Here is a 26450-nt window from a genome sequence, read left to right as displayed (position 1 = left end):
TCGGCACGGATTCCGCCCGGGGTCGGACGGATCCGGGGCCGGCGGCACCGAGGATGGAACTGCCGCACCGACCAGCGGGGGCGGTGCGGATCAGCAAGCCAGACGGAAGAGGTAGATGACGTGACCGCGACGGTAGGCCGGCAGGCGCAGGCCGCGGCCCGGGCGAACGACGTGTGGAAGGTGTACGGCAGCGGCGAGGCGCAGGTCATCGCGCTGCGTGGGGTGAGCGCCGAGTTCGAACGCGGCCGGTTCACCGCGATCATGGGGCCGTCGGGCTCGGGCAAGTCGACGTTGATGCACTGCCTCGCCGGTCTGGACTCGGTGACCCGGGGCACCGTGATGATCGGTGAGACGACGGTGACCGGGCTCAACGACTCGGGCCTGACGAAGCTGCGGCGGGACAAGGTCGGTTTCATCTTCCAGCAGTTCAACCTGCTGCCGACGCTCACCGCGCAGGAGAACATCCTGCTGCCGCTGTCGATCGCCGGCCGCAAGGCCGACCCGGCCTGGTACGACACGGTGATCGACACGGTCGGGCTGCGGGAGCGGCTCGGGCACCGCCCGGCGCAGCTCTCCGGCGGCCAGCAGCAGCGGGTGGCGTGCGCGCGGGCGCTTGTCGCCCGCCCCGAGGTGATCTTCGCAGACGAGCCGACCGGCAACCTGGACTCCCGGTCCGGCGCCGAGGTGCTGAACTTCCTGCGCAGCTCGGTACGCGAGCACGGCCAGACCATCGTCATGGTGACCCACGACCCGACCGCCGCCGCGTACGCCGACCGGGTGGTCTTCCTGGCCGACGGGCAGATCGTCTCGGAGCTGATCGAGCCGACCGCCGACACGGTGCTGGACACGATGAAGAAGCTGGACGCGCCGGTCGAGGTGGGCAACTGATGTTCCGGGCAACGCTGAAGAGCCTGCTGGCGCGCAAGCTGCGCCTGCTGCTGTCCGGGCTGGCGGTGGTGCTCGGCGTCATGTTCGTCTCCGGCGCGTTCGTGCTCACCGACACGCTGGGCCGCTCGTTCGACGCGGTCTTCGCCGACGCCTACGCCGACGTGGACGTGAACGTGGCGGCGAAGCCGAAGGTCGAGGTCTCCGAGACCGAGGGCGAGCAGGTGGCCGGCCCGGTGCCGGCGTCGCTCGTGGACCGGGTTAAGGCGGTGCCGGGCGCGGCGGACGTGCGCGGCGTGGTGGCGGCCGACGGCGCGCGGCTGATCGGCGGCAACGGCAAGGTGGTCACCTCGTTCGGCCCGCCGCAGCTCGGCGAGAACTGGCTGGGCGAGAGCGACCTGGTGTCGTTGCGCGAGGGGCGCGGCCCGCAGGCCGACGACGAGATCGTGGTCAACGCCGCGCTGGCGAAGGCGGCCGGCGTGCGCGTCGGTGACCGGGTCGGCGTGTTGACCCTGTCGCCGAAGAAGGAGTTCACGCTGGTCGGCGTGTTCGGCTACAGCGGTGGCCGGGACTCCGTGGGCGGCGCGAACGAGGTCGCGTTCACCACGCCTGTCGCGCAGCGGTTGATGCTCGGCAAGCCGGACGTGTTCTCCAACGTCACCGCGCGGGCGGACGGCACCACGCCGGAGGCGCTGCGCGACGAGGTGTCCGGCGCGCTGGGCGGCGCCTACGACGTCAAGACCGGCGACCAGCTCGCCGACGACGCCTCGGCCGGGCTGAAGGAGGGATTGTCGTTCTTCAACAAGATCCTCCTCGGGTTCGCCGCGGTCGCGTTGCTGGTCGGCACGTTCCTGATCCTCAACACCTTCTCGATCATCGTGGCCCAGCGCACGCGTGAGCTGGCGCTGATGCGGGCCATCGGGGCCAGCGGCCGGCAGGTCATCGGCTCGGTGGTGCTGGAGGCGGTCGCGGTGGGCCTGATCGCCTCGGTGCTCGGCCTGGCCGCCGGCATCGGGGTGGGCGCGCTGCTGGCTTACCTGTTCGGGAAGCTCGCCGGTGGTCTGACGCTGGCCGGGCTGGGGGTGCCGCCGGCGGCGGTGATCGGCGCGTTCGCCGTCGGTCTGCTGATCACGGTGGTCGCGGCGCTGCTGCCGGCGCTGCGCGCCGCGCGGATTCCGCCGATCGCCGCGATGCAGGACGTCGCCACGCCGGACCGTCCGCTGACCAAGGTGACCGTCGGCGGCGCGGTGGTCACCACGGTCGGCGCGGTGCTGCTCTTCCTCGGCCTCAGCGGCAACGCCGGCGACAACACGCTGGCGACCATCCTCGGCGGTGTGCTGTTCGCGTTCATCGGGGTGGCGCTGCTGACGCCGGTGATCAGCCGGCCGGTGGTGTCGCTGCTCGGCGCGATCTTCTCCTGGTCGGTGCCGGGCAAGCTGGGCCGGTTGAACTCGGGCCGTAACCCGCGCCGGACCGCGATCACCGCCGCCGCGCTGATGGTGGGCATCGCGCTGGTGACCGGCGTGACGGTGATCCTGGACTCGGCGAAGGGCAGCATCAGCGCGCTCGCCGAGGACCGGATCAAGGCCGAGCTGGTGATCTCCGGCGCCTCGTCCGGGCCGCGTCCGGCGAGCTTCGACGCGGCGGTGCTGGAGAAGACCGCCGCGATCCCGGGCGTGCAGTTGGTCGACGGCGAGTACGGCGACATGGCCACGGTGGGCGGCGAGCGGACCTGGGTGGCGGCGTCGAGCAACGTGGCGGCGCTGGAGCGGATCTTCGGGGCGAAGGCCACCGCCGGTGACATCAGCCGGCTGGCCCCGGACCAGATGCTGCTCAGCTCGGACACCGCGAAGTCCCGCAACCTGTCGGTCGGCTCGACGGTGCCGGTGCAGTTGTCCCGCGGCGAGGCCCGCACGTACACGGTCAGCGGCATCTACGAGAGTTCCCAGCTCACCAACCCGGTGGTGCTGCCGCCGCAGGCGACCGCCGACTTCGCCATCCCGCAGCCCATCCAGGGCTTCGTGCAGCTCGCCCCGGGCACCTCGGTGGGCGCGGTGCAGCCGCAGGTAGAGCGGCTGCTGGTGGACAGCCCGGAGGTGTCGGTGGCGGACCGGGCGGCGTTCATCAAGCAGCAGACCAGTCAGCTCGACACGCCGCTGCGGATGATCCAGATCCTGTTGGCGCTGGCCATCGTGATCGCGGTGCTGGGCATCATCAACACGCTCGCGTTGTCGGTGCTGGAGCGCACCCGGGAGCTGGGCCTGCTGCGGGCGATCGGCCTGCGCCGGGCCCAGACCATGCGGATGATCACGGTCGAGGCGGTGGTGATCTCGATCTTCGGCGCGCTGCTCGGCGTGGTGGTCGGCACCGGTCTCGGCGCGGCGGTGGTCCGGGCGCTCAAGGACGAGGGCATCACCGACCTGGTCCTGCCCTGGGGCCAGATGGTGACGTTCCTGGTGCTGGCCGCGATCATCGGCGTGGTCGCGGCGGTGCTGCCGGCGATCCGGGCCGCGCGGATCAACGTGCTCGGCGCCATCGCCCACGACTGAGACGCACGGCGGGGCCCCTCCCGGCGGGAGGGGCCCCTCGGCCTACCGGTTCAGCAGCGCGGCGAGCAACTCCAGGTCCGCCCCGGTCAGGCTCTCCAGCTGGTGTACGCCGTCGGTCGGCGGCAGCGGCACCTCGGCCGGTACGGCCAGCACCGCCGCGCCGGCGGCCAACGCGCTCGCCACGCCGGTCGGTGAGTCCTCGATCGCCACGCACCGCTCGATCGGCACGCCCAGCAGCTTCGCGGCGGTCAGGTACGGCTCCGGGTGCGGCTTGGCCTCGCCCACCTCGTCACCGCAGACCACCGCGTCGAAGCTGTCCCGGCCCAGGGTCTCCAGCGCGACCTCGACCAGGGACCGGCCGCTGGAGGTGACAAGCGCGGTGGGAATGCCGGCGGCCCGGACGGCGCGCAGCAACGCCAACGCGCCGGGACGCCACCGCAGCCCGGTGCGGAACAGGTCGAGGATCCGCGCGCTGATCCAGTCGGCGCTGGCCTGCGGGTCGCGGCCCGGCTGGCCCAGGTCGGCGTGCACGATCCGCATGGAGTCGGCCATCGCGGTGCCGATGATCGCCTGGCGGGCCTCGGCGGAGAGCGTGCCGCCGTAGACGGCGGCCAGCTCCTGCAACGCGACGTCCCACAGCTTCTCACTGTCGACGAGCGTGCCGTCCATGTCGAAGAGCACGGCGGCGGGGTGTGGGCTGCTCAGCGGGGCCTCCTTCGGTGGGCGTACCCCACCGATCCTGCCAGCCGGACCCGGCCCGGCCGGCGGCGCCGCCGGCCGGGGTGACCTGTGGCATCAACCGAGGTCGCACGCCTTCAGCGAGTTCTCGTAGCCGGCGAAGAACTTCTCGCTGCGCTGCTCGGCGGTGCCGTGCGCGCCCTCGGCGAACCACGGCTGGTCCGGGTCGTCACCGACCGCCAGCAGCCCCTCCCGGAACTCGTCCAGGTCGCCGTCCTCCACCTTCAGCGTCCCGGCGCGCACGCTGTCGCCCAGGTAGGCCCCGGCCATGCAGTCGGCCTGCAACTCCTGCTGGATGGTGAATTCGTAGCGGATGCCGAGCCGGGTCTGCACGCCGTGCGCGTACTCGTGGCCGAGCAGGTAGAACAGGAACGCGTCGCCGATCTGCCGGAACGCCGACACCGACCAGTTCACGTCGTAGGCGATGAAGTCGCCGGCCGAGCAGTAGACCGCGTTGTTGCGCGGCAACGGCTGCCCGCCGCAGGACACCTCACCGGCCCGGGTGTACGCCACCACCCGCCGGATCGGCCGGAAGCGTTCCCCGGAGGAGCGGAACTGCGCGGTCCAGTACTGCTCGGCGCCGGCCACGGCGTCGGAGAAGTCCTGCTTGAACTCGGCGACACTGGTGGTGCCGTCGGCCCGGGTGGTCTCCGCGCCGGGGGACGCCGCTCGCCCGCTGCGCTCGGGGGCGGGCTGCTGCGGCTCGCCCTGGTCGAGCCCGCCGCCCATGCAGCCGGCGGCCACCACCAGGGCCACCACCAGCCCGGCGAGCGGCCCGAGCCGCCGACGTCCCGTCCTGTCCCCCACGACTACCTCCCGGCTGTCCAACCTGTGTTCCGCGCAGTACCCCGGTATCCACCGGCTCTCACGCATCGGCGGCGGCGAACGTTCATCAGGTGTCGACGGCGGTGATCAGCAGCAGCGCCGCGCCGGGGTCGAAGCGCACCTCGGCGGCGCCCGCGTCGTGGTCGACGCTACGGTGCCAGCGCACGCCGGCCGGCACGTACCCGGCCAGCGCCGGCCACACCTCGGGCGCCGCGCCGGTCACCGGCGTCCAGGTGTACGCGGCGGCGAGCGCGCGGGCGTCGGCCGGTGTCAGCCGCACCACCGCCTGGTAGCGCCGGTCGGTCGGGCCGGGCGCGCGGGAACAGGCGAAGCTCGGATAGTCGACCTGCCAGTGGATCTCCGGGTACGCGCCGATGCCCGGCACGTCGGCGTCGGTCCACCGCCGGTCGGTACGGACCTTCGCCTCCTCGGCGGCGACCCGTGCCGCGCAGTCCCGCTCCTCGCCGTCACCGGTGCGGGCCAGCCAGGTCACGCCGCCGCAGGCGGCCAGCAGCGCGACGCCGAGCGCGGCGGCGAGCACGAGGAACCATGATCGTCGGGTCACGCCGGCAGGGTAGCCACCGCCGGCCACCGTGGAGCGCCTTCGGTACAGTCCCGGCCGTGGATCCCGACGTGACACTCGCCAGCGTCGTCTACTGGCGGCGCAGCCTCTGGAACGGCCGGCGGTGCGTACCGGTGCTGATGACGCTCGACCAGGGCCGGCTGCGCGCCCGGGACCGGCACGGCGCGGAGGTGTTCGCGGTGCCCGTCGGCCAGGTGCGGGGGCGGTTGACCCGGCTGGGCACGCTGCTGCTGACCGTCGACGGCCGGCGGTACGACGTGGTCGGGCGGGGGTCGGACATCTCGCCGTCGCCCAGCCCCGACCAGCGGCGCGGGCTGGACGAGTTCCGGGCGCACCGGACGCCGCCCTCCGGCGACGGGCCGGGCTTCCTCGACCTGGCGTTCAACGGGGCCGCCGCGTTCCACACCCGGTCCTGGCGGGACGCGCTGGCCCGCGCGGGCGCGGCGGTGCGCTGAGCGTCTAGTCCAGGCCGCGCATGATGTGCGGCTCGCCGTCGTCGTCGCCGAAGCAGCGGTGCAGGGTCTGGGCGCGGGCCCACAGGTCCAGGCTGCTCGGCGGGCCGGCCGGCGTCGAGCGGACCGGCGCGGCCAGGACGGGGCCCTGGTCGGGCGGCACCTTCGACGTCACCTCGTCGGCCATCTGGCGCCCCTTTCGTCGTACTCCAGGCTCGTCACCGGCCGTCTCGACCGCGTCAACCGGACGGCGCGGGCGTGGACGCGGCGCTGCCGCCTCTTCTGCGACGGTAGCCCGCCGGGCCGGCCGGCACAGTCGAATTGGTGTCGTCCTCGGGGCGCGACGCCGATGGTCAGGCGATGTTCACCGAGATCGACCTGGACCATGACGTCCACATCTGTCTATATAGATGGGACAGTCGCGCCATTCCCGTACGGATGGAGTCCCATGTCCCGCAACCTGCGCGCCACGGCCATCAGCCTCGCCGCGATCCTGGCCGCCACCCTCGGCCTCGCCCAGCCCGCCCTCGCCGCCGGCTACTCCGCGTCGCTCACCACCGCGGTCGCCGGCCTGTCCGTCGCCACCGAGGTGCGCACCGGCTACAGCCGTGACCTGTTCCCGCACTGGATCGACGCCGACGGCGACGGCTGCCACACCCGCAACGAGGTGCTCTACGCCGAGGCCACCACGAAGCCCACGATCAGCGGCACCTGCACGCTCTCCGGCGGCCGGTGGTACTCCTACTACGACAACGCCACCTGGACGGCCACCGGCGACCTGGACATCGACCACATGGTCCCGCTCGCCGAGGCCTGGGACTCCGGCGCCCGGAACTGGACCACCAGCCGCCGCCAGACGTACGCGAACGACCTGGGGGACGCGCGCGCCCTGGCCGCGGTGACCGACAACGTCAACCAGGCCAAGGGCGACCAGGACCCGGCCACCTGGCTGCCGCCGTACGCCTCGGCCCGCTGCCGCTACGTCGGCGAGTGGGTGGCCGTCAAGATCCGCTGGCGGCTCACCGTGGACAGCGCGGAGAAGAGCGCGCTGACCAGTTGGGCGAACAACTGCCCGGCCGCCACCATCTCGGTCACCTACGCGTACTGACCGCGGTCGGCGTCCCGGGCCGGCAACGGCCCGGGAACGCTCGAATGATGGCCGCGATGGCGGAGCACGAGGAACTGACCACCGCGCGGCTGACCCCGAGCCGCCCCGCCCCGCGCGACGTCGATCTGGTCCTCGGGGACTTGCATCCGGTACCCCGGTACGGACCTACCGTCGAGGCGTGACCGACGAACCCGACACCTCCTGGGTGCCCGACGCCTGCACCCTGCCGACCACCGACCGACCGCTGCGGCTGGCCGAGTTCGACCGACTGTTCCGCGACGCCGTCCACGCCGTCGACCGGCGCTCGGCCCGGCACCTGCGACTGCGTCTCGGCAGCGCGGCCGAGCCGGCCACCCGGGACCTGATCACGCGCGAGTCCGCGTGCTGCTCCTTCTTCGCGTTCGCACTCACCAGACCGGACGGCGACGCGCTGACGCTCGACATCCGGGTGCCGCCCGCCCACGTCGACGTGCTCGACGCGCTCACCGAGCGGGCCGCGCCCGCGCCCCGACCGTGACGGACCTGCGCAGCGGCCAGCTCGCCGACGCGGTCGGGGTGAACGTGCAGACGCTGCGCTACTACGAACGCCGCGGACTGCTCGACGCGCCACGACGGTCGCCGGGCGGGCACCGGCTCTATCCCGCCGAGACCGTCACGCTGCTGCGGGTGGTCAAGACCGCCCAGCGTCTCGGCTTCACCCTCGCCGAGGTCGCCGACCTGCTCGACGCCGGCCGGCACCGGCCCGGCCGCGACGCCGGGCTGCGGGCCCTCGCCCGGGAGAAGCTCGCCGAGGTGGAACAGCGGATGGCGGACCTCACCGTCATCCGCGACACGCTGCGGGCCGCGATCTCGGCCGGCTGCGACGACCTGATCGCCTGCGCCGGCAGCTCCTGCTGCCCGCTGCCCTTCGCCGACCCGGCCGGGAGGAACGACCGTGTCGAACCCCGCTGACCGGCTGCGCCGCCTGCTGCCCACCAGCCTCACCGGGCTCGCCGGCGCGGCCTGCGCCGCGTGCTGCGTACTGCCGCTCCTGCTGGCCGCCGGGATCCTGGCCGGCGGCGGCTGGGCGACCCTGACCCGCTTCCTGCCCGGGACCGCCGTCGCCCTGGCCGGGCTCGCCGGCCTGTCCTGGTGGTGGGCCGCCCGGCGCGGCCACCGCGCCGGTTGCGCGGGTGGCGACTGCGCCTGTCGACCCGGCGGCAAGATCGCCACGGTACGGTCGGACCCATGACCGTCGCGCGTTCCGTCCTGCTGTTCCTGGTCGCCGCGCTGGCCGAGATCGGCGGCGCCTGGCTGGTCTGGCAGGGCTGGCGGGAGAACCGAGGACTGCTCTGGATCGCCGGCGGGATCATCGCGCTCGGCCTCTACGGCTTCGTGGCCACGTTCCAGCCCGACCCGAACTTCGGGCGCATCCTCGCCGCCTACGGCGGCGTCTTCGTCGCCGGGTCGCTCGCCTGGGGCGTGCTCGTCGACAAGTTCCGGCCCGACCGCTACGACCTCGCCGGCGCGGCCATCTGCCTGGTCGGCGTCGTGATCATCATGTACGCGCCGCGCGCGAGCTGACCGGTCGCCACCGGGTGAGCCGGCACCACCGGGTGCCGGCTCAACACGACGCGGGCGGGATGCTCTGCTCGTACTGGAAGACGTTGTGCGGGTCGTACATCGCCTTGATCCGGCGGAGCCGCTCCACGTTCGGCCCCCAGTACGCGGTCTCCCACTCCTGCATGCCGATGTTCGGCACGTTGACGTAGGCGCCGTCCACATAGGGGCGCAGCGCCTGGCTGAACTCGGCGATCCACGCCTGCGCCGCCGGGGTGAGCGCGTCGCCGCTGTCCGGCACACCCCGGGTCCCCCAGCCGGCGCCGGGCTCGGAGTAGAAGATCGCGTCGCGGTGCGGGAACGCCGAACCGCCGACCGGCTGCTTCGCCTGCGCGCCGACGCCGAACGCCTGGGTGAAGAAGTTGCTGGCATCGGTGGGCGCGACCGCCATGAACGAGCGGATGACCTCGATCGCCTCCGGCGGGAACGGCCGGCGGGTGAACTGGGAGAAGAACTTCCAGTTCGCGGGCTCGTCCTGGGTCGGCACCTGGAACCCGGCGTAGATGTCACCCCACCCACCGATCTGCACCGTGACCTGCGGGGCGCCGACCGACAGGACCGGCTCCAGCAGTTTCCGCACCTCCGCCTCGGTGCCCTCGGCGAGCACACCGAACAGCAGGATCTGCGACCGGTGGATCTCCAGTTGGGAGCCGAGGCGCACATCGGTGAACGGCGCGGTGCGCTGCCACCGGTCGAAGACGGCCCCCAGGTCAGCCAGGCCGGGCCAGGCCGCCTGGAGATACGCGACGCCGCGCAGCGGAGCCACCCGGTAGGTCAGCGAGGTGACGATGCCGAAGTTGCCGTTACCCGCCCCGCGCAACGCCCAGAGCAGGTCCCGGCGGTTCCGCAGATCCACCTCGATCGCCTTCGCGCCGTTCGCCCCGGACGCGACGACGATCTCCGCCCCGACCAGGCTGTCGCAGGCCATGCCGAGCCAGCGGGTCAGGAAGCCGAAACCCCCGCCCAGGGTCGCCCCGGACAGGCCCACGCTGCCCTCCGTACCGGTCGTCACCGCGAGCCCCTGCTGGGCGAGCGCGGTGACCGCCTCCAACTGGTTGAGCCCGGCGCCGACGCGCGCGGTGAGCGTCGCCGGGTTGATGTCGGCCGACTTCAGCTCACTGACATCGATCACGATGCCGTTGTCCACGTTCGACCAGCCCTCAAGGCTGTGCCGGCCGCTGCGTACCCGCAGCGCGACGTCGTTCTGCCGCGACCAGGCGAGCGCGTTCACCACGTCCTGGGTGTTCTGCGCGAACACGATGACCAGCGGGTTGCGGACGAACAACTCGTCCCAGCCGAGGCTCGCGGACGGATAGTCGGGGTCACCGAACCGCACGATGCGGCCGGTCAACTGCGCCGGCGGGCACTCGGCCCAGACGGGCGCCCCGGAGCCGTCGGTGCCGGTGACCGCCCGGGCGGGCCCGCCGAGCACGGCCGGTGCGACGACCGCCCCGGCGCCCACGGCGGCCGTGGCCTGGAGCAGCGTGCGACGCGAGATGTCATGCATGGTCGTGGCCTCTCGATCGGGTCACGCCCGTCCGTTGGCGTGCGACCTCACGCTAGGACCAGACAATCGCTCACATAACTGAAAAAGACGTGAGCACCCTTCCGAGTGACGTAAAAACTCCGAAAGCTACCCAAATGCCGCGCGCTGGCTGACCCGCGACGACGCTGGTCAGTCGTAGTTGTAGGCGATCAGGGCAACACCGTGAGCCGACATGACCCCGGTGAGATGTTGGTCGGGCGTCCAATCGACCCCGTTGTACGACGCGTGCCACACCTCCACGTCGCTCTGCCGACTGATGTGCGCGCAGTGCAGGACGTCGCCGGAGACGGCCACGGTGGGACTGAAGGACAGCGCGACATCTCTGACCCACGTGTCGGCAGTCCAGCTCGTACCGTCGAACACAGTGTGCAGCAGTTGACCGCTCTCGCCGGGGCCCTGGTGCAGACAGTGCAGCTTGCTCCGGTAGACCGCCACGGCGGGGCTACCGGTGAGACGAACCCCGGCGACCACCCCGGGTCGCGACCAGGCGACCCCGTCGAAGACGGTGTGCCACATGTCGCCGTGGCCGCCACCCTGGTACAGGCAGTGCAGGCGACCGCCGTACTCCACCAGGGCGGGGCTGCCGAATAGTTCGGCACCGGGGACACGTTTGCCCGCGCTCCATCTCGCGCCGTCGAAGACCAGGTGCCACAGCTCGCGGTTCCCGCCGGGCCCCTGGTACACGCAGTGCAGGCGGTCGCCGTACACCGCCACCGCCGGGTTGTCGGTCAGGCTGACCTCCCCCACCCGCTGATCCTCCGACCACGCGCCGCCGCAGAACGTGACGTGCCACAACCTACCGAGTCCTGCCGGCGTCTGATGGAGGCAGTGCACGGCCCCCCGGTAGAAGGCGAGAGCGGGACTGGAAGTGAGGAGGAGCTGCGGCGCTTTCGTGTCCGACGACGGAACGGCGCCGTCGAAGATCGTGTACCAGAAGCTCGTATCGCTCCAGCCGGCATGGACCAGCATCCGCCAATCGACCTCGGGGATGTTGGTGAACGAGTCGATCGCCCACATCACAGCGTCGATGCCACACTGACCATACTTGATCCAGAAATAGCCGTGCTCACCAAAGCCGGTTCCCCAACTGTTCTTACACAACCACGCGCCCTTGTTGTCGTCGAAGCCGACCACACAGACGCAGTGACCACCAACCACCCAGCCCCAACTGTTCTGGTAGACGCCGCCGCCGTAGAAGTAGAAATCGAGGTAGACGGTGAAGGCGGCAATCAGCGGACCGCGCTTGACCAGCCAATTCTTCATCTCCTGAAAGGAGACGATGGTGCTGTACCCGGAAATCCTCGTCGCACGATCGGTCCAGTTGCTCGGCAGCGAACAGGGCTTCTCCCGAGCCGCGTACGGGAACTCCGCCTCGGACAGGAGCCCGTTGTCGCGGGCGTAGCACAGCGCCACGCCGACCGACGCGCCCGTGCCGCAGTCGCCGTTGTGGACACAGGAGACGAGTTGCCCCTCGGAGACATCCAGCGGCATGGTCCCCGGGGCCCTCCGCTCGATTCTCGCCGCAGCGCTCAACGCCGCCACCGTGCCGAACGCCCAGCAACTCCCGCAGTCCCCCTGGTCCTTCACCGCAGATATGTAGTTGTAGCCCCCCTCGTGCCGCCAGTCCATGACGAACGGGAGCACCCCACCTTCTTCGCGAGGCACCATTTGGGCATTCTCGCGGCTGCGCTCCTCGCGTTCCTCAAGGCTCGGTTCGTCCGGCCCCGGAACATAGCCCAGCCGCAGTCTGCGTGCCTCCTCCGGCAACCTCGACACCGACGTCTCGACGGCGGTCCATCCTCCGCCGGTCGCCCGAATCGCCGCCTGGATCTCACTGAGCTCCGTCATGGCCGAACCCCGTCCACTGGTGGCACAGCCCTGCCCCAGGTGCCGGATTCAGCACATCACAACGCCCCACGTGCCGACGGTTGATCGCCGATATCGGTGACCTGGCGGCATTCCGGGAACAAACGCCCCGGCGGGCTACTTGGCGTTGAAGTAGTTCGCCTCCGGGTGGTGCACCACTATCGCGTCGGTGGCCTGCTCCGGCACGAGCTGGAACTCCTCCGACAACTGCACGCCGATCCGCTCCGCGCCGAGCAACTGCACCACCTTCGCCCGGTCCTCCAGGTCCGGGCAGGCCGGATAGCCGAACGCGTACCGGCAGCCGCGGTAGTCGTTGCGCAGCAGGCCGGCCAGGTCGGCCGGGTCGTCGTCGGCGACCGTGCCACCGCCCGGCAGCACCAGCTCCGACCGGACACGCCGGTGCCAGTACTCCGCCAGGGCCTCGGTGAGCTGCACCGACAGGCCGTGCACCTCCAGGTAGTCGCGGTATTCGTTCGCGGCGAACATCTTCGCCGTGTACTCGCTGATCGGCTGCCCCACGGTGACCAGCTGCAACGCCACCACGTCCAACTGGTCGCCCTTCGGGCGGAAGAAGTCCGCCAGGCACAGCCGACGCTCCTGCCGTTGTCGGGGGAAGGAGAACCGGGCCCGCTCGCTGTGCCCGTTCTCGTCCAGCACCACCAGGTCGTTGCCCTCGGAGTACGCCGGGAAGTAGCCGTACACCACGGCCGCTTCCAACACCTGGTCGGCGATCAGCCGATCCAGCCAGTACCGCAGCCGGGGCCGGCCCTCGGTCTCCACCAGCTCCTCGTACGTCGGGCCCGTGCCGCCCCGGGCGCCGCGCAGCCCCCACTGCCCGAGGAACGTGGCCCGCTCGTCGAGCAGCGCCGCGTAGTCGGCCAGCGGCACGCCCTTGACCACCCGGGTGCCGAGGAAAGGCGGCGTGGGCACCGCCTCCTGTACCGCCACGTCGGAGCGCACCGAGGCGTCGTCCAGCTCGGGCAGCGCCTCACGCACCTGCGCGCGCTGCCGTTCCCGACGCTCCCGACGGGCCGCCAGCGCGGCCTCCCGCTCCGGGTCCACCACCGGCGCGCCGCCCCGCTTGGCCGTCATCACCCGGTCCATCAGCGACAGACCCTCGAACGCGTCGCGGGCGTAGTGCACCTGCCCCGGGTAGATCGACCGCAGGTCGTCCTCGACGTACGCCCGGGTCAGCGCCGCGCCGCCGAGCAGCACCGGCCAGCGCTCGGCGACGCCGCGCGAGGCCATCTCGGCCAGGTTCTCCTTCATGATGACCGTGCTCTTGACCAGCAGCCCGGACATGCCGATGGCGTCGGCCCGGTGTTCCTCGGCCGCGTCGAGGATCGCGTTGATCGGCTGCTTGATGCCGATGTTGACCACGTCGTAGCCGTTGTTGGACAGGATGATGTCGACCAGGTTCTTGCCGATGTCGTGCACGTCGCCCTTCACCGTGGCGAGCACGATCCGACCCTTGCCGTCGTCGTCGGCCTTCTCCATGTGCGGCTCCAGGTAGGCCACCGCGGTCTTCATCACCTCGGCGGACTGGAGCACGAACGGCAACTGCATCTGCCCCGAGCCGAACAGCTCGCCGACCACCTTCATGCCGTCGAGCAACAGGTCGTTGATGATGGACAGCGGCGTGCGACCCTCGGCCATCGCGGTGTCCAGGTCGGCCTCCAGGCCGTTGCGCTCACCGTCGATGATCCGCCGCTTGAGCCGCTCCTCCAACGGCAGCGCGGCCAGTTCCTCGGCCCGGGTGGCGCGCGCCGACGCGGCGTCGACGCCCTCGAACGCCTCGATGAACCGCTGCACCGGGTCGTAGCCCTCGCGTCGGCGGTCGTAGACCAGGTCCAGCGCCACCTCGCGCTGCTCGTCCGGGATCCGCGACATCGGCAGGATCTTGCTGGCGTGCACGATGGCCGAACTCAGACCGACCTGGACGCACTCGTGCAGGAACACCGAGTTGAGCACCTGCCGGGCCGCCGGGTTGAGCCCGAACGAGACGTTCGAGATGCCGGCGGTGAAGTTCACCCCCGGGTACCGGGCGACGATCTCCCGGATCGCCTCGATCGTCTCGATGCCGTCCCGGCGCGTCTCCTCCTGCCCGGTGGCGATCGGGAACGTCAACGCGTCGATGAGGATGTCCTCCCGGCGCATCCCCCAGCGGCCGGTCAGGTCGTCGATCAGCCGACTGGCCACCCGGACCTTCCATTCCCGGGTACGCGCCTGGCCCTCCTCGTCGATGAGCAGCGCCACCACGGCGGCGCCGTGCTCCTTCACCACCGGCATGACCCGCGCGTAGCGGGAGTCGGGGCCGTCGCCGTCCTCGAAGTTGACGGAGTTGACCACGCACCGGCCGCCGAGCATCTCCAGCCCCGCCTCGATCACCGCCGGCTCGGTGGAGTCCAGCACGATCGGCAGCGTGGACGCGGTGGCGAACCGGCCGGCCAGCTCCCGCATGTCCTGCGTGCCGTCCCGGCCGACGTAGTCGACGCAGAGGTCGAGCAGGTGGGAACCGTCGCGGGCCTGGTTGCGGGCGATCTCCACGCAGGCCTGCCAGTCGGCGGCGAGCATCGCCTCGCGGAACGCCTTGGAGCCGTTGGCGTTGGTCCGCTCCCCCACCATCAGGACGCTGGCGTCCTGCGCGAACGGCACATGGTGGTAGATCGAGGAGACGCCCGCCTCCGGCTCCGGTGCCCGGGGCGAGGGGCGCCGCCCGCCGAGCCGCTCCACCAGCACCCGGATGTGCTCCGGCGTGGTGCCGCAGCAGCCGCCGATCAGGCCCACGCCGTAGTCGTCGACGAACTGCTCCAGCGCGTCGGCCATCTCCTCCGGCCCGAGCGGAAAGTACGCCCCGTCGGCGGTCAGCACCGGCAGGCCGGCGTTCGGCATCACGGACACCGGGATGCGCGAGTGCCGGGACAGGTAGCGCAGGTGCTCACCCATCTCGGCCGGGCCGGTGGAGCAGTTGAGGCCGATCAGGTCGACGCCGAGCGGCTCGATCGCGGTGAGCGCCGCGCCGATCTCGCTGCCCAGCAGCATGGTGCCGGTGGTCTCCACGGCGACCTGGCAGATGATCGGCACGTCCCGGCCGGCGGCGTCGCGGGCCCGCTTCGAGCCGACCACCGCGGCCTTGACCTGGAGCAGGTCCTGACAGGTCTCGATGATCAGCGCGTCCGCCCCGCCGGCGATCAGGCCGGCGGCGTTCTCCTGGTACGCGTCGCGCAGCGAGGCGTAGCTGGCGTGCCCCAGCGTGGGCAGCTTGGTGCCGGGGCCCATCGAGCCGAGCACGAACCGGGGCCGCTCCGGCGTCGTGTACGCGTCGGCGGCCTCGCGGGCGATCCGCGCGGCGGCCTCGGAGAGCTCCCGGATGCGCTCGGCGATGCCGTACTCGGCCAGGTTCGGCAGGTTGGCGCCGAACGTGTTGGTCTCCACGCAGTCCGCGCCGGCCTCGAGGTATGCCTCGTGTACGCCACGGACCACATCCGGCCGGGTGACGTTGAGGATCTCGTTGCAGCCCTCGAGGCCGTTGAAGTCGTCGATGGTGAGGTCGGCGGCCTGGAGCATCGTGCCCATGGCCCCGTCGGCGATGAGGATCCGGTCCGCCAGCAGGTCGCGCAACGAAGTAGCCACCCGGTCAGGTTAGTGCGCCGAGCGACGTAACGGTCACTCCCATTACGCCATCCCACATAATGTCGGCCGGATCACCGCGTACCTTTCATCCGATTCGACCGGGTGGTCCGGCCGGGTGACCGGCGCGGCCGACGGGCCGGCTCCGGCGGCGACACGTAGGCTGGCGGACGTGAAGGACAACAGGGACGCGACCGTGCGACGGGGCGGCACCGCTCCCGACGAGCAGGGTGAGGTGACGGCGTGACCGAGTTCGACGGGCTGCCGGTTCTGCGCTCACCGGTCGCGATCGCGGCCTTCGAGGGCTGGAACGACGCCGCGGACGCCTCCACCGCCGCCGTGGAGCACCTCGAACAGGTCTGGCAGGCCCGGCAGGTGACCGAGTTGGACCCGGAGGACTTCTACGACTTCCAGGTGAGCCGGCCGACCATCACCATGGCCGACGGGGAGACCCGCCGGGTCGAGTGGCCCACCACCCGGTTCATGGTGGCCAGCCCGGAGGGCACCGAGCGGGACGTGGTGCTGATCCGCGGCATCGAGCCGAGCATGCGCTGGCGCACGTTCTGCGAACAGGTGCTGGAGATCTGCCACAGTCTGGAGGTCGAGCGCGTGGTGCTGCTCGGCGCGTTGCTGGCCGACGTGCCGTACACCCGGCCGCTGCCGATCAGCGGCAGCGCGTCCGACGCCGACGCGGCCAAGCGCTACCAGCTCACCCCCACCCGCTACGACGGGCCGACCGGCATCGTCGGGGTGTTGCACGACGCGTGCACCCGCGCCGAGGTCGACGCGGTGTCGTTCTGGGTGCACGTGCCGCACTACGCCAACAACCCGCCCTGCCCGAAGGCGACGCTGGCGCTGCTGCACCGCGTCGAGGAGGTGCTCGACCTGCCGGTGCCGATGGCCGACCTGGCCGAGGAGGCCGCCGAGTGGGAGCAGCGGGTGCGCAGCGCCGCCGAGCAGGACGCCGAGCTCGGCGAGTACGTGCGTGAGCTGGAGGAACGCGTCGGCGACGCGGGCATCACGCCGTTGACCGGGGACGAGATCGCGCAGGAGTTCGAGAAGTACCTGCGTCGTCGGGGCGGTTCCGCCGGGCCCACCGCGGGTTCCTGGTAGCTGGTTCGTTCGAAGGCCGGGTCCCCCGTGGGCCCGGCCTTCTCGCGTGTTCGGGGTGGCGGCGTCACGTCCGCTAGTGCATCCTAGGAACCTAGCTGTCATGAGGAGGCGGACATGCAGATCAACCCCGGCGCGGCCGAGTTCCCGCACCGGCAGATCGCCGCGCAGCTCAAGGACCGGGTGCGGCGCGGCGACTGGGCGCCGGGCGAGCGACTGCCGTCCATCCCGGCCATCGCCGAACTGTTCGGCGTGGCCAAGCAGACCGTCCAGCGCGCCGTCGACCAGCTCCGGGTCGAGGGCATCCTGATCACCAAACCGGGCTCCGGCACGTACGTCCGGGGCACCCGCCGCCGGCTCAACCGCCTGGCCCGGGGCCGGTACGGCGGCTTCCGCGGCTACCACACCGACCTGGCCGCCCGGTACCGCCAGCAGCTCGTCTCCGTCGGTCGCGCCGCCGCCCCGCCGGAGGTCGCCGACGCGTTCGGCGTCGCCGACGGCACCGAGCTGCTCTGCCGGCGGCACCTGGTCCGCACCGAGGACTCCCCGGTCGAGGTCGGCGCGTCCTGGTTCCTGCCCGCTGACACCGCCGGCAGCTCACTGGAACGGGCCGAGGCGTTCGGCCGGCCGCTCTACCAGGAGGCCGAGGAGGCCACCGGCCGCCGCTACGTCACCGCGACGGACACCATCAGCGCCCGCCAGCCCAGCCGGGAGGAGGCGGAGATCCTGCAGATCCGCCCGGACACGCCGGTGCTGCACCTGCTGCACATCGCGTACGACGAGCGGCGCAAGCCGATCGAGGTGGCCCAGGCCACCTGGCCGGGCCCGATGACCACGCTCACCGAGGAGTACAAGATCCCTGCCCCGGCCCCCGACCCCAGTCCCGACCCGGGCCTCGTCCTCGGCTGACCCGCCCCGCCGGCGAGGTGGTGAGAAGGGGCCCCATCTCTACCGGAGGCGTTAACAGGGGGCCCCGCCTTACACCCGGATGCCGAGGAGGGCGTCGAGCGCGTCGGCGAACAGGGTGGGGGCGGACGGGTCGTCGGCCGTGCCGGCCAGCGTCCCGGACGCCCAGGCGTCGGCTGCGGCCAGCGCGCCCGGCGTGTCGAGGTCGTCGGCGAGACGGGCGCGTAGCTCGGTCAGGAACGCCTCGCCCGACGGGCCGGACGGCGCGGCGGCGGCCCGCCGCCAGCGGTCCAGCCGCTCGTGCGCCTCGACGAGCAGCTCGTCGGTCCAGGACCGGTCGGTGCGGTAGTGGCCGGCGAGCAGGGCCAGCCGCACCGCCATCGGGTCGACCCGGTCGGCGCGCAGCCGGGACACGAAGACCAGGTTGCCCTTGGACTTCGACATCTTCTCGCCGTCCAGGCCGATCATGCCGGCGTGCACGTAGTGGTCGGCGAACGGCGCCGCGCCGGTCAGCCGCTCGGCGTGTGCCGCGGAGCACTCGTGGTGCGGGAAGATCAGGTCGTTGCCGCCGCCCTGCACGGAGATCCGGTCGCCGAGCAGGTTCAGCGCGATGACCGCGCACTCGATGTGCCAACCGGGACGGCCGGGGCCGAGGTCGCCGCCGGGCCAGGACGGCTCCCCCTCGCGGGCGCCGCGCCACAGCAGCGGGTCGAGCGGGTCCCGCTTGCCGGCGCGGTCCGGGTCGCCGCCACGCTCCGGGAAGATCTCCCGCATCTGCGCCCGGGACAGGTTGGACTCGTAGCCGAACGTGCCGGTGGCGGAGATGTCGAAGTAGACGTCGCCGGTGCCGTCGTCGAGCCGGTAGGCCGCGCCGTCCTTGAGCAGCACGAGCACCCGGTCGGCGATGTCCGGGATCGACTCGACCGCGCCGACGTAGTGCGCCGGCGGGATGATGCGCAGCGACTCCATGTCCTCGCGGAACAGCGCCGTCTCCCGCATGGCCAGGACCTTCCAGTCCTCGCCGTCGCGCTCGGCGCGCTCCAGCAGCGGGTCGTCGATGTCGGTGACGTTCTGCACGTACCGCACGGTCAGGCCGGCGTCGCGCCACATCCGCTGCACCAGATCGAACGTGATCATGGTGGCGGCGTGCCCGAGGTGGGTGGCGTCGTACGGGGTGATGCCACAGACGTAGAGGGTGGCGGCGCCGTCGGGCCGGGAGGGGTGGACGCCCTGCCGCGCCGAGTCGTACAACCTCAGCGGCACGCCTTCACCGGGCAGCCGTGGCACCTCGTGTCCCGTCCAAGACTCCATGACCGCCAGCCTAACGATCCGTCAGGCGCTAGGGTGCCACCCCTCGGGTGATCAACACGACACCGGTTCACATCGGCGGCCAGGGCATGGCCGGCCACTCCTCCGGTGGCAGCGGGAACCGGCCGTCGGCCCGCAGGCGCTCCACCCGGGCCGCGACCGCCGCGACCTCGCCGAGTGTGAGGTGTTCGGCCAGCTCCTCGCCGAGCGCGCCGTCGAGCCGGCCGGCCAGCGCGTCGAGCATCTCCACCGCGTCCGGTGGGAGCAGGCGACCCGCCCAGCCCCAGAGCACCGTGCGCAGTTTCTCCTCGACGTGGAAGCTGACGCCGTGGTCCACGCCGTAGATGCGGTCGTCGGCGCCGGCCAGCACGTGCCCGCCCTTGCGGTCGGCGTTGTTGATCACCGCGTCGAGCACGGCCAGCCGGGCCAGCCGCGGGTCGTCGGCGTGCGCCAGCGCGTACGCCGCCCCGTCGTCGTCACGGGCCGCAGCGATCGGGAACCAGCGCGGCGGCACCGACTCGGCCGGGACGAAGCCGACAAGCGGCTCGGCGTCCGCCGGCTCGTCGATCCAGAGCTGACAGGAGCCGGGGCCGAACGGGCCGTCGCGCAGCACGGTCGGCGGCACCAGGTCCCACCCGGTGGCCCGGGAGACCAGGTAGGCGGCCACCTCCCGGCCGGCGAGCGTGCCGTCCGGGAAGTCCCAGAGTGGGCGCTCGCCGCGGACCGGCTTGTAGACGCAGTGCGCGGTGATCTCGCCGAGCGCGACCGCGCCGCGCAGCGTGGCGTTGGAGGCGTCGACCAGCCGCCCCTCCAGGGTCAGCTCGCCGTCGGTCAGCAGCCGCAGCGCCTGCGCGGCGTCCTGTCGGGGTTGCAGTTCCGACGAGGTCACCGGTGATAGCCGTTGTGCCGGGGGCAGAGGTGACCGGCCGGGTCGAGCGGCTGGCCGCAGAGCGGGCAGGGCGGCCGGCCGGCGTTGACCACCCGCTTGGCGCGCTCGATGAACTCGCGGGTCGCCTCGGGGGTCAGCCGCACCCGGAGCCGGTCGAGGTCGTCGTCGGGCTCGTCCGGCTCCTCGTCGATCTCGACCTCGTCGGACTCCGCCTCGCCCAGCTCGACCTCGGTCTCCGCCTCGCCCACGGCGATCGCCTCGATCACCACGGTGGCGGTGTCCACGTCGAACGCCAGGCCGAGCGTGCCGACCCGGAACTCCTCGTCGACCGGGGTGTCGAGCGGTTCGTTGTCGCCCAGCACCACCGGAGCGGCCTCCGGCAGCTTCACCCCGAACCGGCGTTGCGCCTCGGAGAGCAACTCCTCCAGCTTCTCGGCGAGCAGCGACACCTGGACCTTCTCCAGCGCGACGCTGACCAGCCGGCCGCCGCCACGCGCCTGGAGGAAGAAGGTGCGCTCCCCCGGCGGGCCGACCGTTCCGGCGACGAACCGCTCCGGCGGCTCGAACGCGTGCACCTGGTGCGTCATACCCACGACCCTATCCGGAGCGCGGAAGCACCGCGCAGCCCACCGACGCCGAATCCGCCCAGAGCGCAACACGCCGGACCGCCGCGGTCGGCCGGCTCACCGCGCCGCCCCCGCGCCGCCGCCCACCGCCGCGTCCGACCCGGTCGCCCGCACCGCCCGCCGGCGACGCTTGCGCGGCGGCGGGACCAGCGTCGACAGGTCGCCGCCGGTGTCGTTGAGCCGCACCAGGAACGGTCGCAGCGGCGTGTAGCGGATCGCCGTGACCGACGCCGGGTCGGCCACGATCCGCTGGAAGAGATCCAGGTGTACGCCGAGCGCGTCGGCCACGATCGCCTTGATCACGTCGCCGTGGCTGCACGCCAGCCAGACCGCCTCAGGCCCGTGCTCCGCCGTGACGCGCGCGTCCCACGCCCGCACCGCCGCGACCGCCCGCGCGGACATCGCCGCCATCGACTCGCCTTCCGGGAAGGCGGCGGCGCTGGGGTGCTGCTGCACCACCGGCCAGAGCGGCTCCTTCGCCAGCTTCTTCAGGGCCTGCCCCTCCCAGGCGCCGTAGCCGCACTCGATCAGGCCCTCCTCGACCACCGGCTCGACGCCGGGCAACGCCAGGTCGAGGGTCTGCCGGCAGCGGATCAGCGGGCTGCTCACCACCGCCGCGAGCGGCAGCCCGGCGAGGCGCCCGCCGACGGCCGTGGCCTGGGCCCGGCCGGTGTCGTCCAGCTCGACCGGTTGCCGGCCGGCCAGGCCGCCGTCGGCGTTCGCGGTCGTCCGGCCGTGTCGCAAGAGCAGAAGGGTCGCCACGCTGACCACCCTAGGCCGTACCCACCCCCGACAGCGGACCCGCCACCGCACACCCCCACCCGACGTCACCGCCGCCGTGATCATGAGGTTGACGGTGACGAACCGGACACCGCGCGCCGCCAACTTCATGATCACCGGGGCGGACGGGGCGTTTGGGGTGGGTGTCCGGTTCGGGGGTGGTGGGTGGCACCCGTCGGGCGGAATCGGCGGGGGGTGGGCGGCGTTGTAACCGGGTGAACGGCACGCAGCTGTCCCGCCCCCGGGCCGCCCCGGGAATGACGGTGGGGCGCCGGTCGTTGCACCCGGTTCGGTAGCCACGACGAGGCCCCGCCCCGTGGCCCGGCCGGATCCCCCGAGACGAGCGCCTGACGGTGCCACGCACCCCACCCGGTGCGTCGACCCCCGAACGGAGCCCCCATGAACACCATGCTGCGTAAGAGCATCCTCGGTATCGCCGGTCTGACCGTCGCCGGTGGCCTGGCCGCCGGCCCGCTGAACCACCAGGACACCACGCCCACCCCGCGCGAGAGCGCCGTGGCCGTGCAGACGAAGCTCGACACCGCCGCGCTCGTCCCGCACGGCGTGCAGGGCGCCCAGTCCCGCATCGACCTCGACGACGAGCAGACCGCCAACGTCAAGGCGATCATCGCCGCCACCAAGAAGGCCGGCATGGACGAGCGCGCCGCGGTGGTCTCCATCGCCACCGCCCTGCAGGAGTCGAAGCTGGAGAACCTCGGCCACCTCGGCGACCGCAACGACCACGACTCGCAGGGCCTGTTCCAGCAGCGCCCGTCCTCCGGGTGGGGCACGGTCGAGCAGATCACCGACCCCGAGTACGCCACCCTGGCCTTCCTCAAGGGCCTCAAGCAGGTCGACGGCTGGCAGGACATGCCGCTGACCCAGGCGGCGCAGACCGTCCAGGTCAGCGCCTACCCCGACCACTACGCGCAGTGGGAGCAGCAGGCCGCCGACCTCGTCGCCGAGCACTGGAACAGCTGACACCGCGAAGGCCGGCACCCCGGGTGGGGTGCCGGCCTTCGGCGTGTCCGGAGCGGATCAGGTGGCGCTGATCGTGCCGGTGAGCAGCAGGCAGAGCACCAGCGTGCCGAGCGCCACCCGGTAGATCACGAACAGGTAGAGCGTGTGGTGCGCGACGTATCGCAACAGCCAGGCGATGGCCGCGTACCCGATGGCGAACGCGATCAGCGTGGCCACCACCATCTGGGCCACGCTCGGCGCGGCGGTGCCCGGCGCGGACGGCTCGAAGACGTCCGGCAGGCTGAACACGCCGGAGATCACCACGGCCGGAATGGCCAACAGGAACGAGTAACGGGCCGCGGTCTCCCGGGTGAGGTTGAGGAACAGGCCGACGGTCAGCGTGCCGCCGGACCGGGAGACACCCGGGATGAGCGCCATCGCCTGCCCCAGCCCCATCGCCACGCCGTCCCGCATCCGGAAGTTCTCCAGCGTGCGGGTCTGCCGACCCCAGTACTCGGCGAACGCGAGCACCAGGGCGAAGAAGATCAACGTGAAGGAGATGAGGTAGAGGTTGCGGCCGGCGGTGCGGATCTGGTCCTTGAAGAGCAGCCCGAGGATCCCGATCGGGATCGTGCCGACGATGACGTACCAGCCCATCCGGTAGTCGAGGCTGGAGCGCACCGAACGGTCCACCAGGCCCAGGCACCAGGTCCGGACGATCCGCCAGATGTCCTTGAAGAAGTAGATCAGCACCGCGGCCTCGGTGCCGAGCTGGGTCACCGCGGTGAACGACGCGCCCGCGTCGCGGCCGAAGAAGATCGCCGAGGTGATCCGCAGGTGGCCGGAGGACGACACCGGCAGGAACTCCGTCAGCCCCTGGACGACGCCCAGGACGATGGCCTCGATCCAGGTCACTCGCCGACCCCGGAGAGGTCGAGAGCCTCGGCGACGGTACGCAGCGTCTGCACGCCGCTGTCCCGGTCGGCCACGAACAGTGTCACCGACAGCGTGGTCACGCCGGCGGCGGCGTACTCCCGCATCCGCTCGGCGATGCGTTCCTTCGGGCCGAGCAGCGACGTCCGGTCGATGAACTCCATCGGCACCGCGGCCGCCGCGTCCCGCTGCCGCTTGGCCAGGTAGAGATCCTGCACCTCGCGGGCCGCGTCGCCGTAGCCCATCCGGGTGGCGAGCTGGTTGTAGAAGTTCTGCTTCCGGCTGCCCATCCCGCCCACGTAGAGCGCGGCGTACCAGCGGACCAGCTCGGCGCAGGTGGCGACGTCGTCGCCGACCACCACCGGCACGGACGGCACCACGTCGAAGCCGGCCAGCTCCTTGCCGGCGGCGACCCGCCCGGCCCGGACCGAGGCGAGCTGCTCCTCGGCGAACTCCGGGGCGTAGAAGACGGCCAGCCAGCCGTCGGCGATCTCGCCGGCCAGTTCCAGGTTCTTCGGACCGACCGCGGCCAGGTAGATCGGGATGTGCGCGCGCGGCGGATGGAAGCCCAGTCGCAGCGCCTTCCCCGGGCCGTCCGGCAGCGGCAGCGTGTAGTGCTCGCCGTCGTAGGCGACCTCCTTGCGGGCCACCGCGAGCTTGACGATGTCGACGTACTCCCGGGTGCGGGCCAGCGGCTTGGCGAACCGCACCCCGTGCCAGCCCTCGGAGACCTGCGGGCCGGAGACGCCCAGGCCGAGCCGGAACCGGCCGCCGGAGAGCGCGTCGATGGTGGTCGCGGTCATCGCGGTCATCGCCGGGGTGCGGGCCGGGATCTGCATGACCGCGGAGCCGAGGTCGATCCGCTCCGTCTGCCCGGCCATCCACGCCAGCATGCTCGGCGAGTCGGAGCCGTACGCCTCCGCGGCCCACACCACCGAGTAGCCGAGGCGGTCCGCCTCCTGGGCGAGCGCCAGGTGGTCGGCGGGCGTGCTCCACGCCGTCTGGTATCCGAGGCTGAGCCCGAGTCGCATGATCCTCCCACCGTCCGCACCACAGGTCGCATCAGGTTACGCAATGCCGGTGGGGCCACCGACGACCGGCTCGCCCGAACACGTCACACCCGACTGCGGTCGCGCGGGAAGTTGACTGCGGCGAGGATATCCGTGACGCCGGCTTCGAAATAAGGTTCACGCATGCAACAGCGACCGCTCGGCCGAAGCGGGCTGGCGGTTTCGCGGCTCGCGCTCGGCACCATGACCTGGGGACGGGACACCGACGCCGACGACGCGGCCGCCCAGCTGAAGAGCTACCTCGACGCGGGTGGCAACCTCGTCGACACCGCCGACGTGTTCGCCGACGGCGACGCCGAGTCGGTGATCGGCTCCCTGCTGGGCAGCCTGGTCGACCGCGACGAGCTGCTCATCGCCACCAAGGCGGGGCTGCGGCCGGGCAGCGGCCGACGCCGGGACGGCTCGCGCGGGCACCTGCTGCGCACGCTCGACGCGTCGCTGCGCCGGCTCGGCACCGACCACGTCGACCTGTGGCAGGCGCACGGGTACGACCCGGACACGCCGCTGGAGGAGACGCTCGCCGCGCTGGACCATGCGGTGTCCAGCGGCCGGGCCCGGTACGTCGGCGTGTCGAACTTCTCCGGTTGGCAGACCGCCCGGGCCGCCGCCTGGCAGGCCGCCTGGCCGGGGCGCGCCCCGGTGGTCGCCGCCCAGGTGGAGTATTCGCTGCTGGAGCGCGGCATCGAACGCGAGGTGCTGCCGGCCTGCGCCGAGATGGGGCTGGGCGTGCTGCCCTGGTCGCCGCTGGGCCGGGGGGTGCTCACCGGCAAGTACCGCAACGGCCGCCCGGCGGACTCGCGGGCGGTGTCGCCGCACTTCGACCGGTTCGTCGGCAGGTACCTGGAGCCCCGGTGCTCCAGCATCGTGGAGGCGGTGGCGATCGCCGCCGGCGGGCTCGGCGTGTCGCCGCTGGAGGTGGCGCTGGCCTGGATCCGGGACCGGCCGGGCGTGACCGCGCCGATCCTCGGTGCCCGCACGGTGGGGCAGCTCCTCGGCGCGCTCCAGGTGGAACGGATGACGCTGCCGGACGAGATCGTCACGGCGTTGGACGACGTCTCCGCGGTGCCGATCGGGTATCCGGAACGGGACGGCTGACCGGTCGGGCGGTGGCGGGGCGACCGGGGTCACCGTCCGGGGGTGGCGGAGCGCCGCCGGGCTGGGCAGCATGGATGCCATGGACTACGAGTACGCGCCGCTGCGGTTGCCTTCGAATGTCGATCGGTTGACCGCCGCGGCGCAACTGGCGATCCAGGCGGAGTTCTCCGGCTGGGAGTTGGCCCGGGTGCGGCTCTACCGGGACGGCACCCGGCAGGTGATGCTGCGACGCCGGGTGGTGAACAAGCCGCAGCCCGGCCTGTCGTACTGAGCCGGGCCGTCCCCGGGGCCGCGCCGTGCGGTGCGGCCCCGGGGCGAGCACGGCCTAGTGGGCGTGGTCGTGCTCCTCGTCGACCTCCAGGAACGGGTGCTCGTCGAGCCGCCCGACCAGCCGGTCGTCGACGGCCGGCTGGAACGGGCCGACCGGGTCGTCGTCGTCGAACGACTCCAGGTCGACCGGGGTGCCGACCTCGCTGACCATGACCACGCCGTCGAGCGGCTCCAGTTCCGGCACGTCGAGCGCGGACAGCGAGCCGTCGCCGCTCTGCAACAGCTCCAGCACCGCCTCGCCGACGCCCTCGACCGGCGCCGGCTCGTCCTCCTCCGGGGTGCCTTCCCGGCGGGCCGCCTCGGCGACCCGGAGCAGCGCGGCGACGCTGGGGACCCGGTAGTCGCGGCGCTGCCGCACCGAGATCACCCGGGGGTGCGGGTCGGTGGGCTCGCCGCCCTCGACCGCGCCGAAGCGCTCGTCGGCCTCGTCCGGGTCGATCGACTCGACGTCCCAGGGCGTCACCTCGCCGAACGCGTCGAGCAACTGCTCGTCGTAGGCGAAGGAGGCGTTGTTCAACGCGACGTACGCCTGCCAGACGGCGTCGTCGTCGATCCGGCCCTGGGCGGCCCGGACGGCGGCCAGGTGGGCTCGGGCCGCGTCGATCACCCGCTCGAGGGCGGCGTCCAGCTCACCGTGCTGGTCGGTCATGTGAGGCAGTCCC

Annotated in this window: 28 protein-coding genes; 14 read left to right on the top strand and 14 right to left on the bottom strand. The window is 72.2% G+C overall.

Annotation, left to right across the window (positions count from 1 at the left end; all coding sequences use genetic code 11):
- The first annotated feature begins 120 nt into the window (after nucleotides 1-120).
- Nucleotides 121-888, top strand: coding sequence for an ABC transporter ATP-binding protein (locus C8054_RS05275; RefSeq protein ID WP_107155580.1), 768 nt, complete (start codon nucleotides 121-123; stop codon nucleotides 886-888).
- Nucleotides 888-3434 (top strand): ABC transporter permease, encoded by a 2547-nt coding sequence (locus C8054_RS05270; protein WP_107155579.1) that lies wholly within the window; start codon nucleotides 888-890, stop codon nucleotides 3432-3434. Before C8054_RS05275 ends, C8054_RS05270 begins: the two co-directional genes overlap by 1 nt.
- A gap of 42 nt (nucleotides 3435-3476) precedes the next feature.
- Here C8054_RS05270 and C8054_RS05265 read toward each other — a convergent pair whose 3' ends face one another.
- The 3 genes from C8054_RS05265 to C8054_RS05255 all read right to left on the bottom strand — a co-directional run bounded on the left by C8054_RS05265 (nucleotide 3477) and on the right by C8054_RS05255 (nucleotide 5562).
- Nucleotides 3477-4115 carry an HAD family phosphatase gene (locus tag C8054_RS05265; protein ID WP_107155578.1) on the bottom strand — a complete coding sequence of 213 codons (639 nt, stop codon included), beginning with the start codon at nucleotides 4113-4115 and terminating at the stop codon, nucleotides 3477-3479.
- A 114-nt stretch (nucleotides 4116-4229) separates the two neighbouring features.
- The gene (locus C8054_RS05260) at nucleotides 4230-4979 is read right to left on the bottom strand and encodes a neutral zinc metallopeptidase (protein WP_233219500.1); all 750 of its coding nucleotides are present in this window, start codon (nucleotides 4977-4979) and stop codon (nucleotides 4230-4232) included.
- 85 nt (nucleotides 4980-5064) lie between these two features.
- Complete coding sequence (locus C8054_RS05255) at nucleotides 5065-5562, bottom strand: hypothetical protein (RefSeq protein WP_146179871.1); 498 nt, start codon at nucleotides 5560-5562, stop codon at nucleotides 5065-5067.
- A 56-nt stretch (nucleotides 5563-5618) separates the two neighbouring features.
- Between C8054_RS05255 and C8054_RS05250 the strand changes: the two genes are divergently transcribed.
- Entirely contained in the window at nucleotides 5619-6035 is a 417-nt protein-coding gene (locus C8054_RS05250) for a hypothetical protein (RefSeq protein WP_107155575.1), read from the top strand.
- A 4-nt stretch (nucleotides 6036-6039) separates the two neighbouring features.
- Here the strand turns inward: C8054_RS05250 and C8054_RS05245 are convergent, their stop codons facing one another.
- Entirely contained in the window at nucleotides 6040-6219 is a 180-nt protein-coding gene (locus C8054_RS05245; protein WP_107155574.1) for a hypothetical protein, read from the bottom strand.
- Nucleotides 6220-6480: 261 nt separating this feature from the next.
- Here C8054_RS05245 and C8054_RS05240 point away from each other — a divergent pair, with 261 nt between their 5' ends.
- Genes C8054_RS05240 through C8054_RS05220 form a run of 6 tightly spaced genes read left to right on the top strand, consistent with a single transcriptional unit; the run spans nucleotide 6481 to nucleotide 8703 of the window.
- Nucleotides 6481-7140, top strand: a complete 660-nt coding sequence (locus C8054_RS05240) for an HNH endonuclease family protein (RefSeq protein WP_107155573.1) — start codon at nucleotides 6481-6483, stop codon at nucleotides 7138-7140.
- A 56-nt stretch (nucleotides 7141-7196) separates the two neighbouring features.
- Nucleotides 7197-7322 (top strand): hypothetical protein, encoded by a 126-nt coding sequence (locus C8054_RS33050; protein ID WP_255562949.1) that lies wholly within the window; start codon nucleotides 7197-7199, stop codon nucleotides 7320-7322.
- Nucleotides 7319-7657: a hypothetical protein gene (locus C8054_RS05235; protein ID WP_107155572.1), complete on the top strand. Its 339-nt coding sequence runs from the start codon at nucleotides 7319-7321 to the stop codon at nucleotides 7655-7657. Before C8054_RS33050 ends, C8054_RS05235 begins: the two co-directional genes overlap by 4 nt.
- Entirely contained in the window at nucleotides 7654-8091 is a 438-nt protein-coding gene (locus C8054_RS05230; protein WP_107155571.1) for a MerR family transcriptional regulator, read from the top strand. Before C8054_RS05235 ends, C8054_RS05230 begins: the two co-directional genes overlap by 4 nt.
- Complete coding sequence (locus C8054_RS05225) at nucleotides 8075-8371, top strand: hypothetical protein (RefSeq protein ID WP_107155570.1); 297 nt, start codon at nucleotides 8075-8077, stop codon at nucleotides 8369-8371. Before C8054_RS05230 ends, C8054_RS05225 begins: the two co-directional genes overlap by 17 nt.
- Nucleotides 8368-8703, top strand: a complete 336-nt coding sequence (locus C8054_RS05220) for a YnfA family protein (protein ID WP_107155569.1) — start codon at nucleotides 8368-8370, stop codon at nucleotides 8701-8703. Before C8054_RS05225 ends, C8054_RS05220 begins: the two co-directional genes overlap by 4 nt.
- 40 nt (nucleotides 8704-8743) lie before the next feature.
- Here C8054_RS05220 and C8054_RS05215 read toward each other — a convergent pair whose 3' ends face one another.
- The 3 genes from C8054_RS05215 to metH form a co-directional block, all read right to left on the bottom strand.
- Complete coding sequence (locus tag C8054_RS05215; RefSeq protein ID WP_107155568.1) at nucleotides 8744-10246, bottom strand: FAD-binding oxidoreductase; 1503 nt, start codon at nucleotides 10244-10246, stop codon at nucleotides 8744-8746.
- A 168-nt stretch (nucleotides 10247-10414) separates the two neighbouring features.
- Nucleotides 10415-12133 carry a C1 family peptidase gene (locus tag C8054_RS05210; RefSeq protein ID WP_107155567.1) on the bottom strand — a complete coding sequence of 573 codons (1719 nt, stop codon included), beginning with the start codon at nucleotides 12131-12133 and terminating at the stop codon, nucleotides 10415-10417.
- A 135-nt stretch (nucleotides 12134-12268) separates the two neighbouring features.
- Nucleotides 12269-15784, bottom strand: a complete 3516-nt coding sequence (gene metH / locus C8054_RS05205) for a methionine synthase (RefSeq protein WP_199199540.1) — start codon at nucleotides 15782-15784, stop codon at nucleotides 12269-12271.
- Nucleotides 15785-16024: 240 nt separating this feature from the next.
- Between metH and C8054_RS05200 the strand changes: the two genes are divergently transcribed.
- Nucleotides 16025-16894, top strand: a complete 870-nt coding sequence (locus C8054_RS05200) for a PAC2 family protein (protein WP_030504102.1) — start codon at nucleotides 16025-16027, stop codon at nucleotides 16892-16894.
- A gap of 114 nt (nucleotides 16895-17008) precedes the next feature.
- The gene (locus C8054_RS05195) at nucleotides 17009-17800 is read left to right on the top strand and encodes a GntR family transcriptional regulator (RefSeq protein WP_107155565.1); all 792 of its coding nucleotides are present in this window, start codon (nucleotides 17009-17011) and stop codon (nucleotides 17798-17800) included.
- Between the two features lie 69 nt (nucleotides 17801-17869).
- Here the strand turns inward: C8054_RS05195 and mshC are convergent, their stop codons facing one another.
- The 4 genes from mshC to C8054_RS05175 form a co-directional block, all read right to left on the bottom strand.
- Nucleotides 17870-19108: a cysteine--1-D-myo-inosityl 2-amino-2-deoxy-alpha-D-glucopyranoside ligase gene (gene mshC / locus C8054_RS05190; protein WP_107155564.1), complete on the bottom strand. Its 1239-nt coding sequence runs from the start codon at nucleotides 19106-19108 to the stop codon at nucleotides 17870-17872.
- A 67-nt stretch (nucleotides 19109-19175) separates the two neighbouring features.
- Nucleotides 19176-19994 (bottom strand): SCO1664 family protein, encoded by an 819-nt coding sequence (locus tag C8054_RS05185; RefSeq protein WP_107155563.1) that lies wholly within the window; start codon nucleotides 19992-19994, stop codon nucleotides 19176-19178.
- Entirely contained in the window at nucleotides 19991-20581 is a 591-nt protein-coding gene (locus C8054_RS05180; protein WP_107155562.1) for a DUF3090 domain-containing protein, read from the bottom strand. The genes C8054_RS05185 and C8054_RS05180 overlap by 4 nt, the downstream gene beginning before the upstream one ends.
- Before the next feature lie 96 nt (nucleotides 20582-20677).
- Nucleotides 20678-21391, bottom strand: coding sequence for a histidine phosphatase family protein (locus tag C8054_RS05175; RefSeq protein ID WP_107155561.1), 714 nt, complete (start codon nucleotides 21389-21391; stop codon nucleotides 20678-20680).
- Between the two features lie 408 nt (nucleotides 21392-21799).
- Here C8054_RS05175 and C8054_RS05170 point away from each other — a divergent pair, with 408 nt between their 5' ends.
- Complete coding sequence (locus tag C8054_RS05170; RefSeq protein WP_107155560.1) at nucleotides 21800-22381, top strand: hypothetical protein; 582 nt, start codon at nucleotides 21800-21802, stop codon at nucleotides 22379-22381.
- A 57-nt stretch (nucleotides 22382-22438) separates the two neighbouring features.
- On the opposite strand, the gene C8054_RS05165 is transcribed toward C8054_RS05170, so the two are convergent.
- A complete protein-coding gene (locus C8054_RS05165; RefSeq protein WP_107155559.1) occupies nucleotides 22439-23275 on the bottom strand; it encodes an undecaprenyl-diphosphate phosphatase in 837 nt (278 codons plus the stop codon).
- Nucleotides 23272-24324 carry an LLM class F420-dependent oxidoreductase gene (locus tag C8054_RS05160; RefSeq protein WP_107155558.1) on the bottom strand — a complete coding sequence of 351 codons (1053 nt, stop codon included), beginning with the start codon at nucleotides 24322-24324 and terminating at the stop codon, nucleotides 23272-23274. The genes C8054_RS05165 and C8054_RS05160 overlap by 4 nt, the downstream gene beginning before the upstream one ends.
- 162 nt (nucleotides 24325-24486) lie before the next feature.
- Here C8054_RS05160 and C8054_RS05155 point away from each other — a divergent pair, with 162 nt between their 5' ends.
- Both C8054_RS05155 and C8054_RS05150 read left to right on the top strand, forming a co-directional pair.
- Complete coding sequence (locus C8054_RS05155) at nucleotides 24487-25458, top strand: aldo/keto reductase (protein WP_107155557.1); 972 nt, start codon at nucleotides 24487-24489, stop codon at nucleotides 25456-25458.
- A 79-nt stretch (nucleotides 25459-25537) separates the two neighbouring features.
- Nucleotides 25538-25729, top strand: coding sequence for a DUF5703 family protein (locus C8054_RS05150; protein ID WP_107155556.1), 192 nt, complete (start codon nucleotides 25538-25540; stop codon nucleotides 25727-25729).
- Between the two features lie 54 nt (nucleotides 25730-25783).
- On the opposite strand, the gene C8054_RS05145 is transcribed toward C8054_RS05150, so the two are convergent.
- On the bottom strand, nucleotides 25784-26437 hold the full coding sequence (locus tag C8054_RS05145) for a hypothetical protein (RefSeq protein ID WP_107155555.1): 654 nt from the start codon (nucleotides 26435-26437) through the stop codon (nucleotides 25784-25786).
- Between the last annotated feature and the right edge of the window lie 13 nt (nucleotides 26438-26450).

The organism is Micromonospora sp. RP3T, assembly GCF_003027925.1.
Taxonomy (GTDB): Bacteria; Actinomycetota; Actinomycetes; order Mycobacteriales; family Micromonosporaceae; genus Micromonospora.
This window is presented reverse-complemented; position numbering and strand designations above follow the sequence as displayed.

Bases quoted from the DNA above. Each gene is read 5' to 3' on its own strand.
- C8054_RS05210 (WP_107155567.1), bottom strand. From the start codon at position 12,133: ATGACGGAGCTCAGTGAGATCCAGGCGGCGATTCGGGCGACCGGCGGA.
- C8054_RS05215 (WP_107155568.1), bottom strand. From the start codon at position 10,246: ATGCATGACATCTCGCGTCGCACGCTGCTCCAGGCCACGGCCGCCGTG.
- C8054_RS05170 (WP_107155560.1), top strand. From the start codon at position 21,800: ATGAACACCATGCTGCGTAAGAGCATCCTCGGTATCGCCGGTCTGACC.
- C8054_RS05150 (WP_107155556.1), top strand. From the start codon at position 25,538: ATGGACTACGAGTACGCGCCGCTGCGGTTGCCTTCGAATGTCGATCGG.
- C8054_RS05145 (WP_107155555.1), bottom strand. From the start codon at position 26,437: ATGACCGACCAGCACGGTGAGCTGGACGCCGCCCTCGAGCGGGTGATC.
- mshC (WP_107155564.1), bottom strand. From the start codon at position 19,108: ATGGAGTCTTGGACGGGACACGAGGTGCCACGGCTGCCCGGTGAAGGC.
- C8054_RS05195 (WP_107155565.1), top strand. From the start codon at position 17,009: ATGCAGATCAACCCCGGCGCGGCCGAGTTCCCGCACCGGCAGATCGCC.
- C8054_RS05180 (WP_107155562.1), bottom strand. From the start codon at position 20,581: ATGACGCACCAGGTGCACGCGTTCGAGCCGCCGGAGCGGTTCGTCGCC.
- C8054_RS05240 (WP_107155573.1), top strand. From the start codon at position 6,481: ATGTCCCGCAACCTGCGCGCCACGGCCATCAGCCTCGCCGCGATCCTG.
- C8054_RS05155 (WP_107155557.1), top strand. From the start codon at position 24,487: ATGCAACAGCGACCGCTCGGCCGAAGCGGGCTGGCGGTTTCGCGGCTC.
- C8054_RS05245 (WP_107155574.1), bottom strand. From the start codon at position 6,219: ATGGCCGACGAGGTGACGTCGAAGGTGCCGCCCGACCAGGGCCCCGTC.
- C8054_RS05160 (WP_107155558.1), bottom strand. From the start codon at position 24,324: ATGCGACTCGGGCTCAGCCTCGGATACCAGACGGCGTGGAGCACGCCC.
- C8054_RS05220 (WP_107155569.1), top strand. From the start codon at position 8,368: ATGACCGTCGCGCGTTCCGTCCTGCTGTTCCTGGTCGCCGCGCTGGCC.
- C8054_RS05270 (WP_107155579.1), top strand. From the start codon at position 888: ATGTTCCGGGCAACGCTGAAGAGCCTGCTGGCGCGCAAGCTGCGCCTG.
- C8054_RS33050 (WP_255562949.1), top strand. From the start codon at position 7,197: ATGGCGGAGCACGAGGAACTGACCACCGCGCGGCTGACCCCGAGCCGC.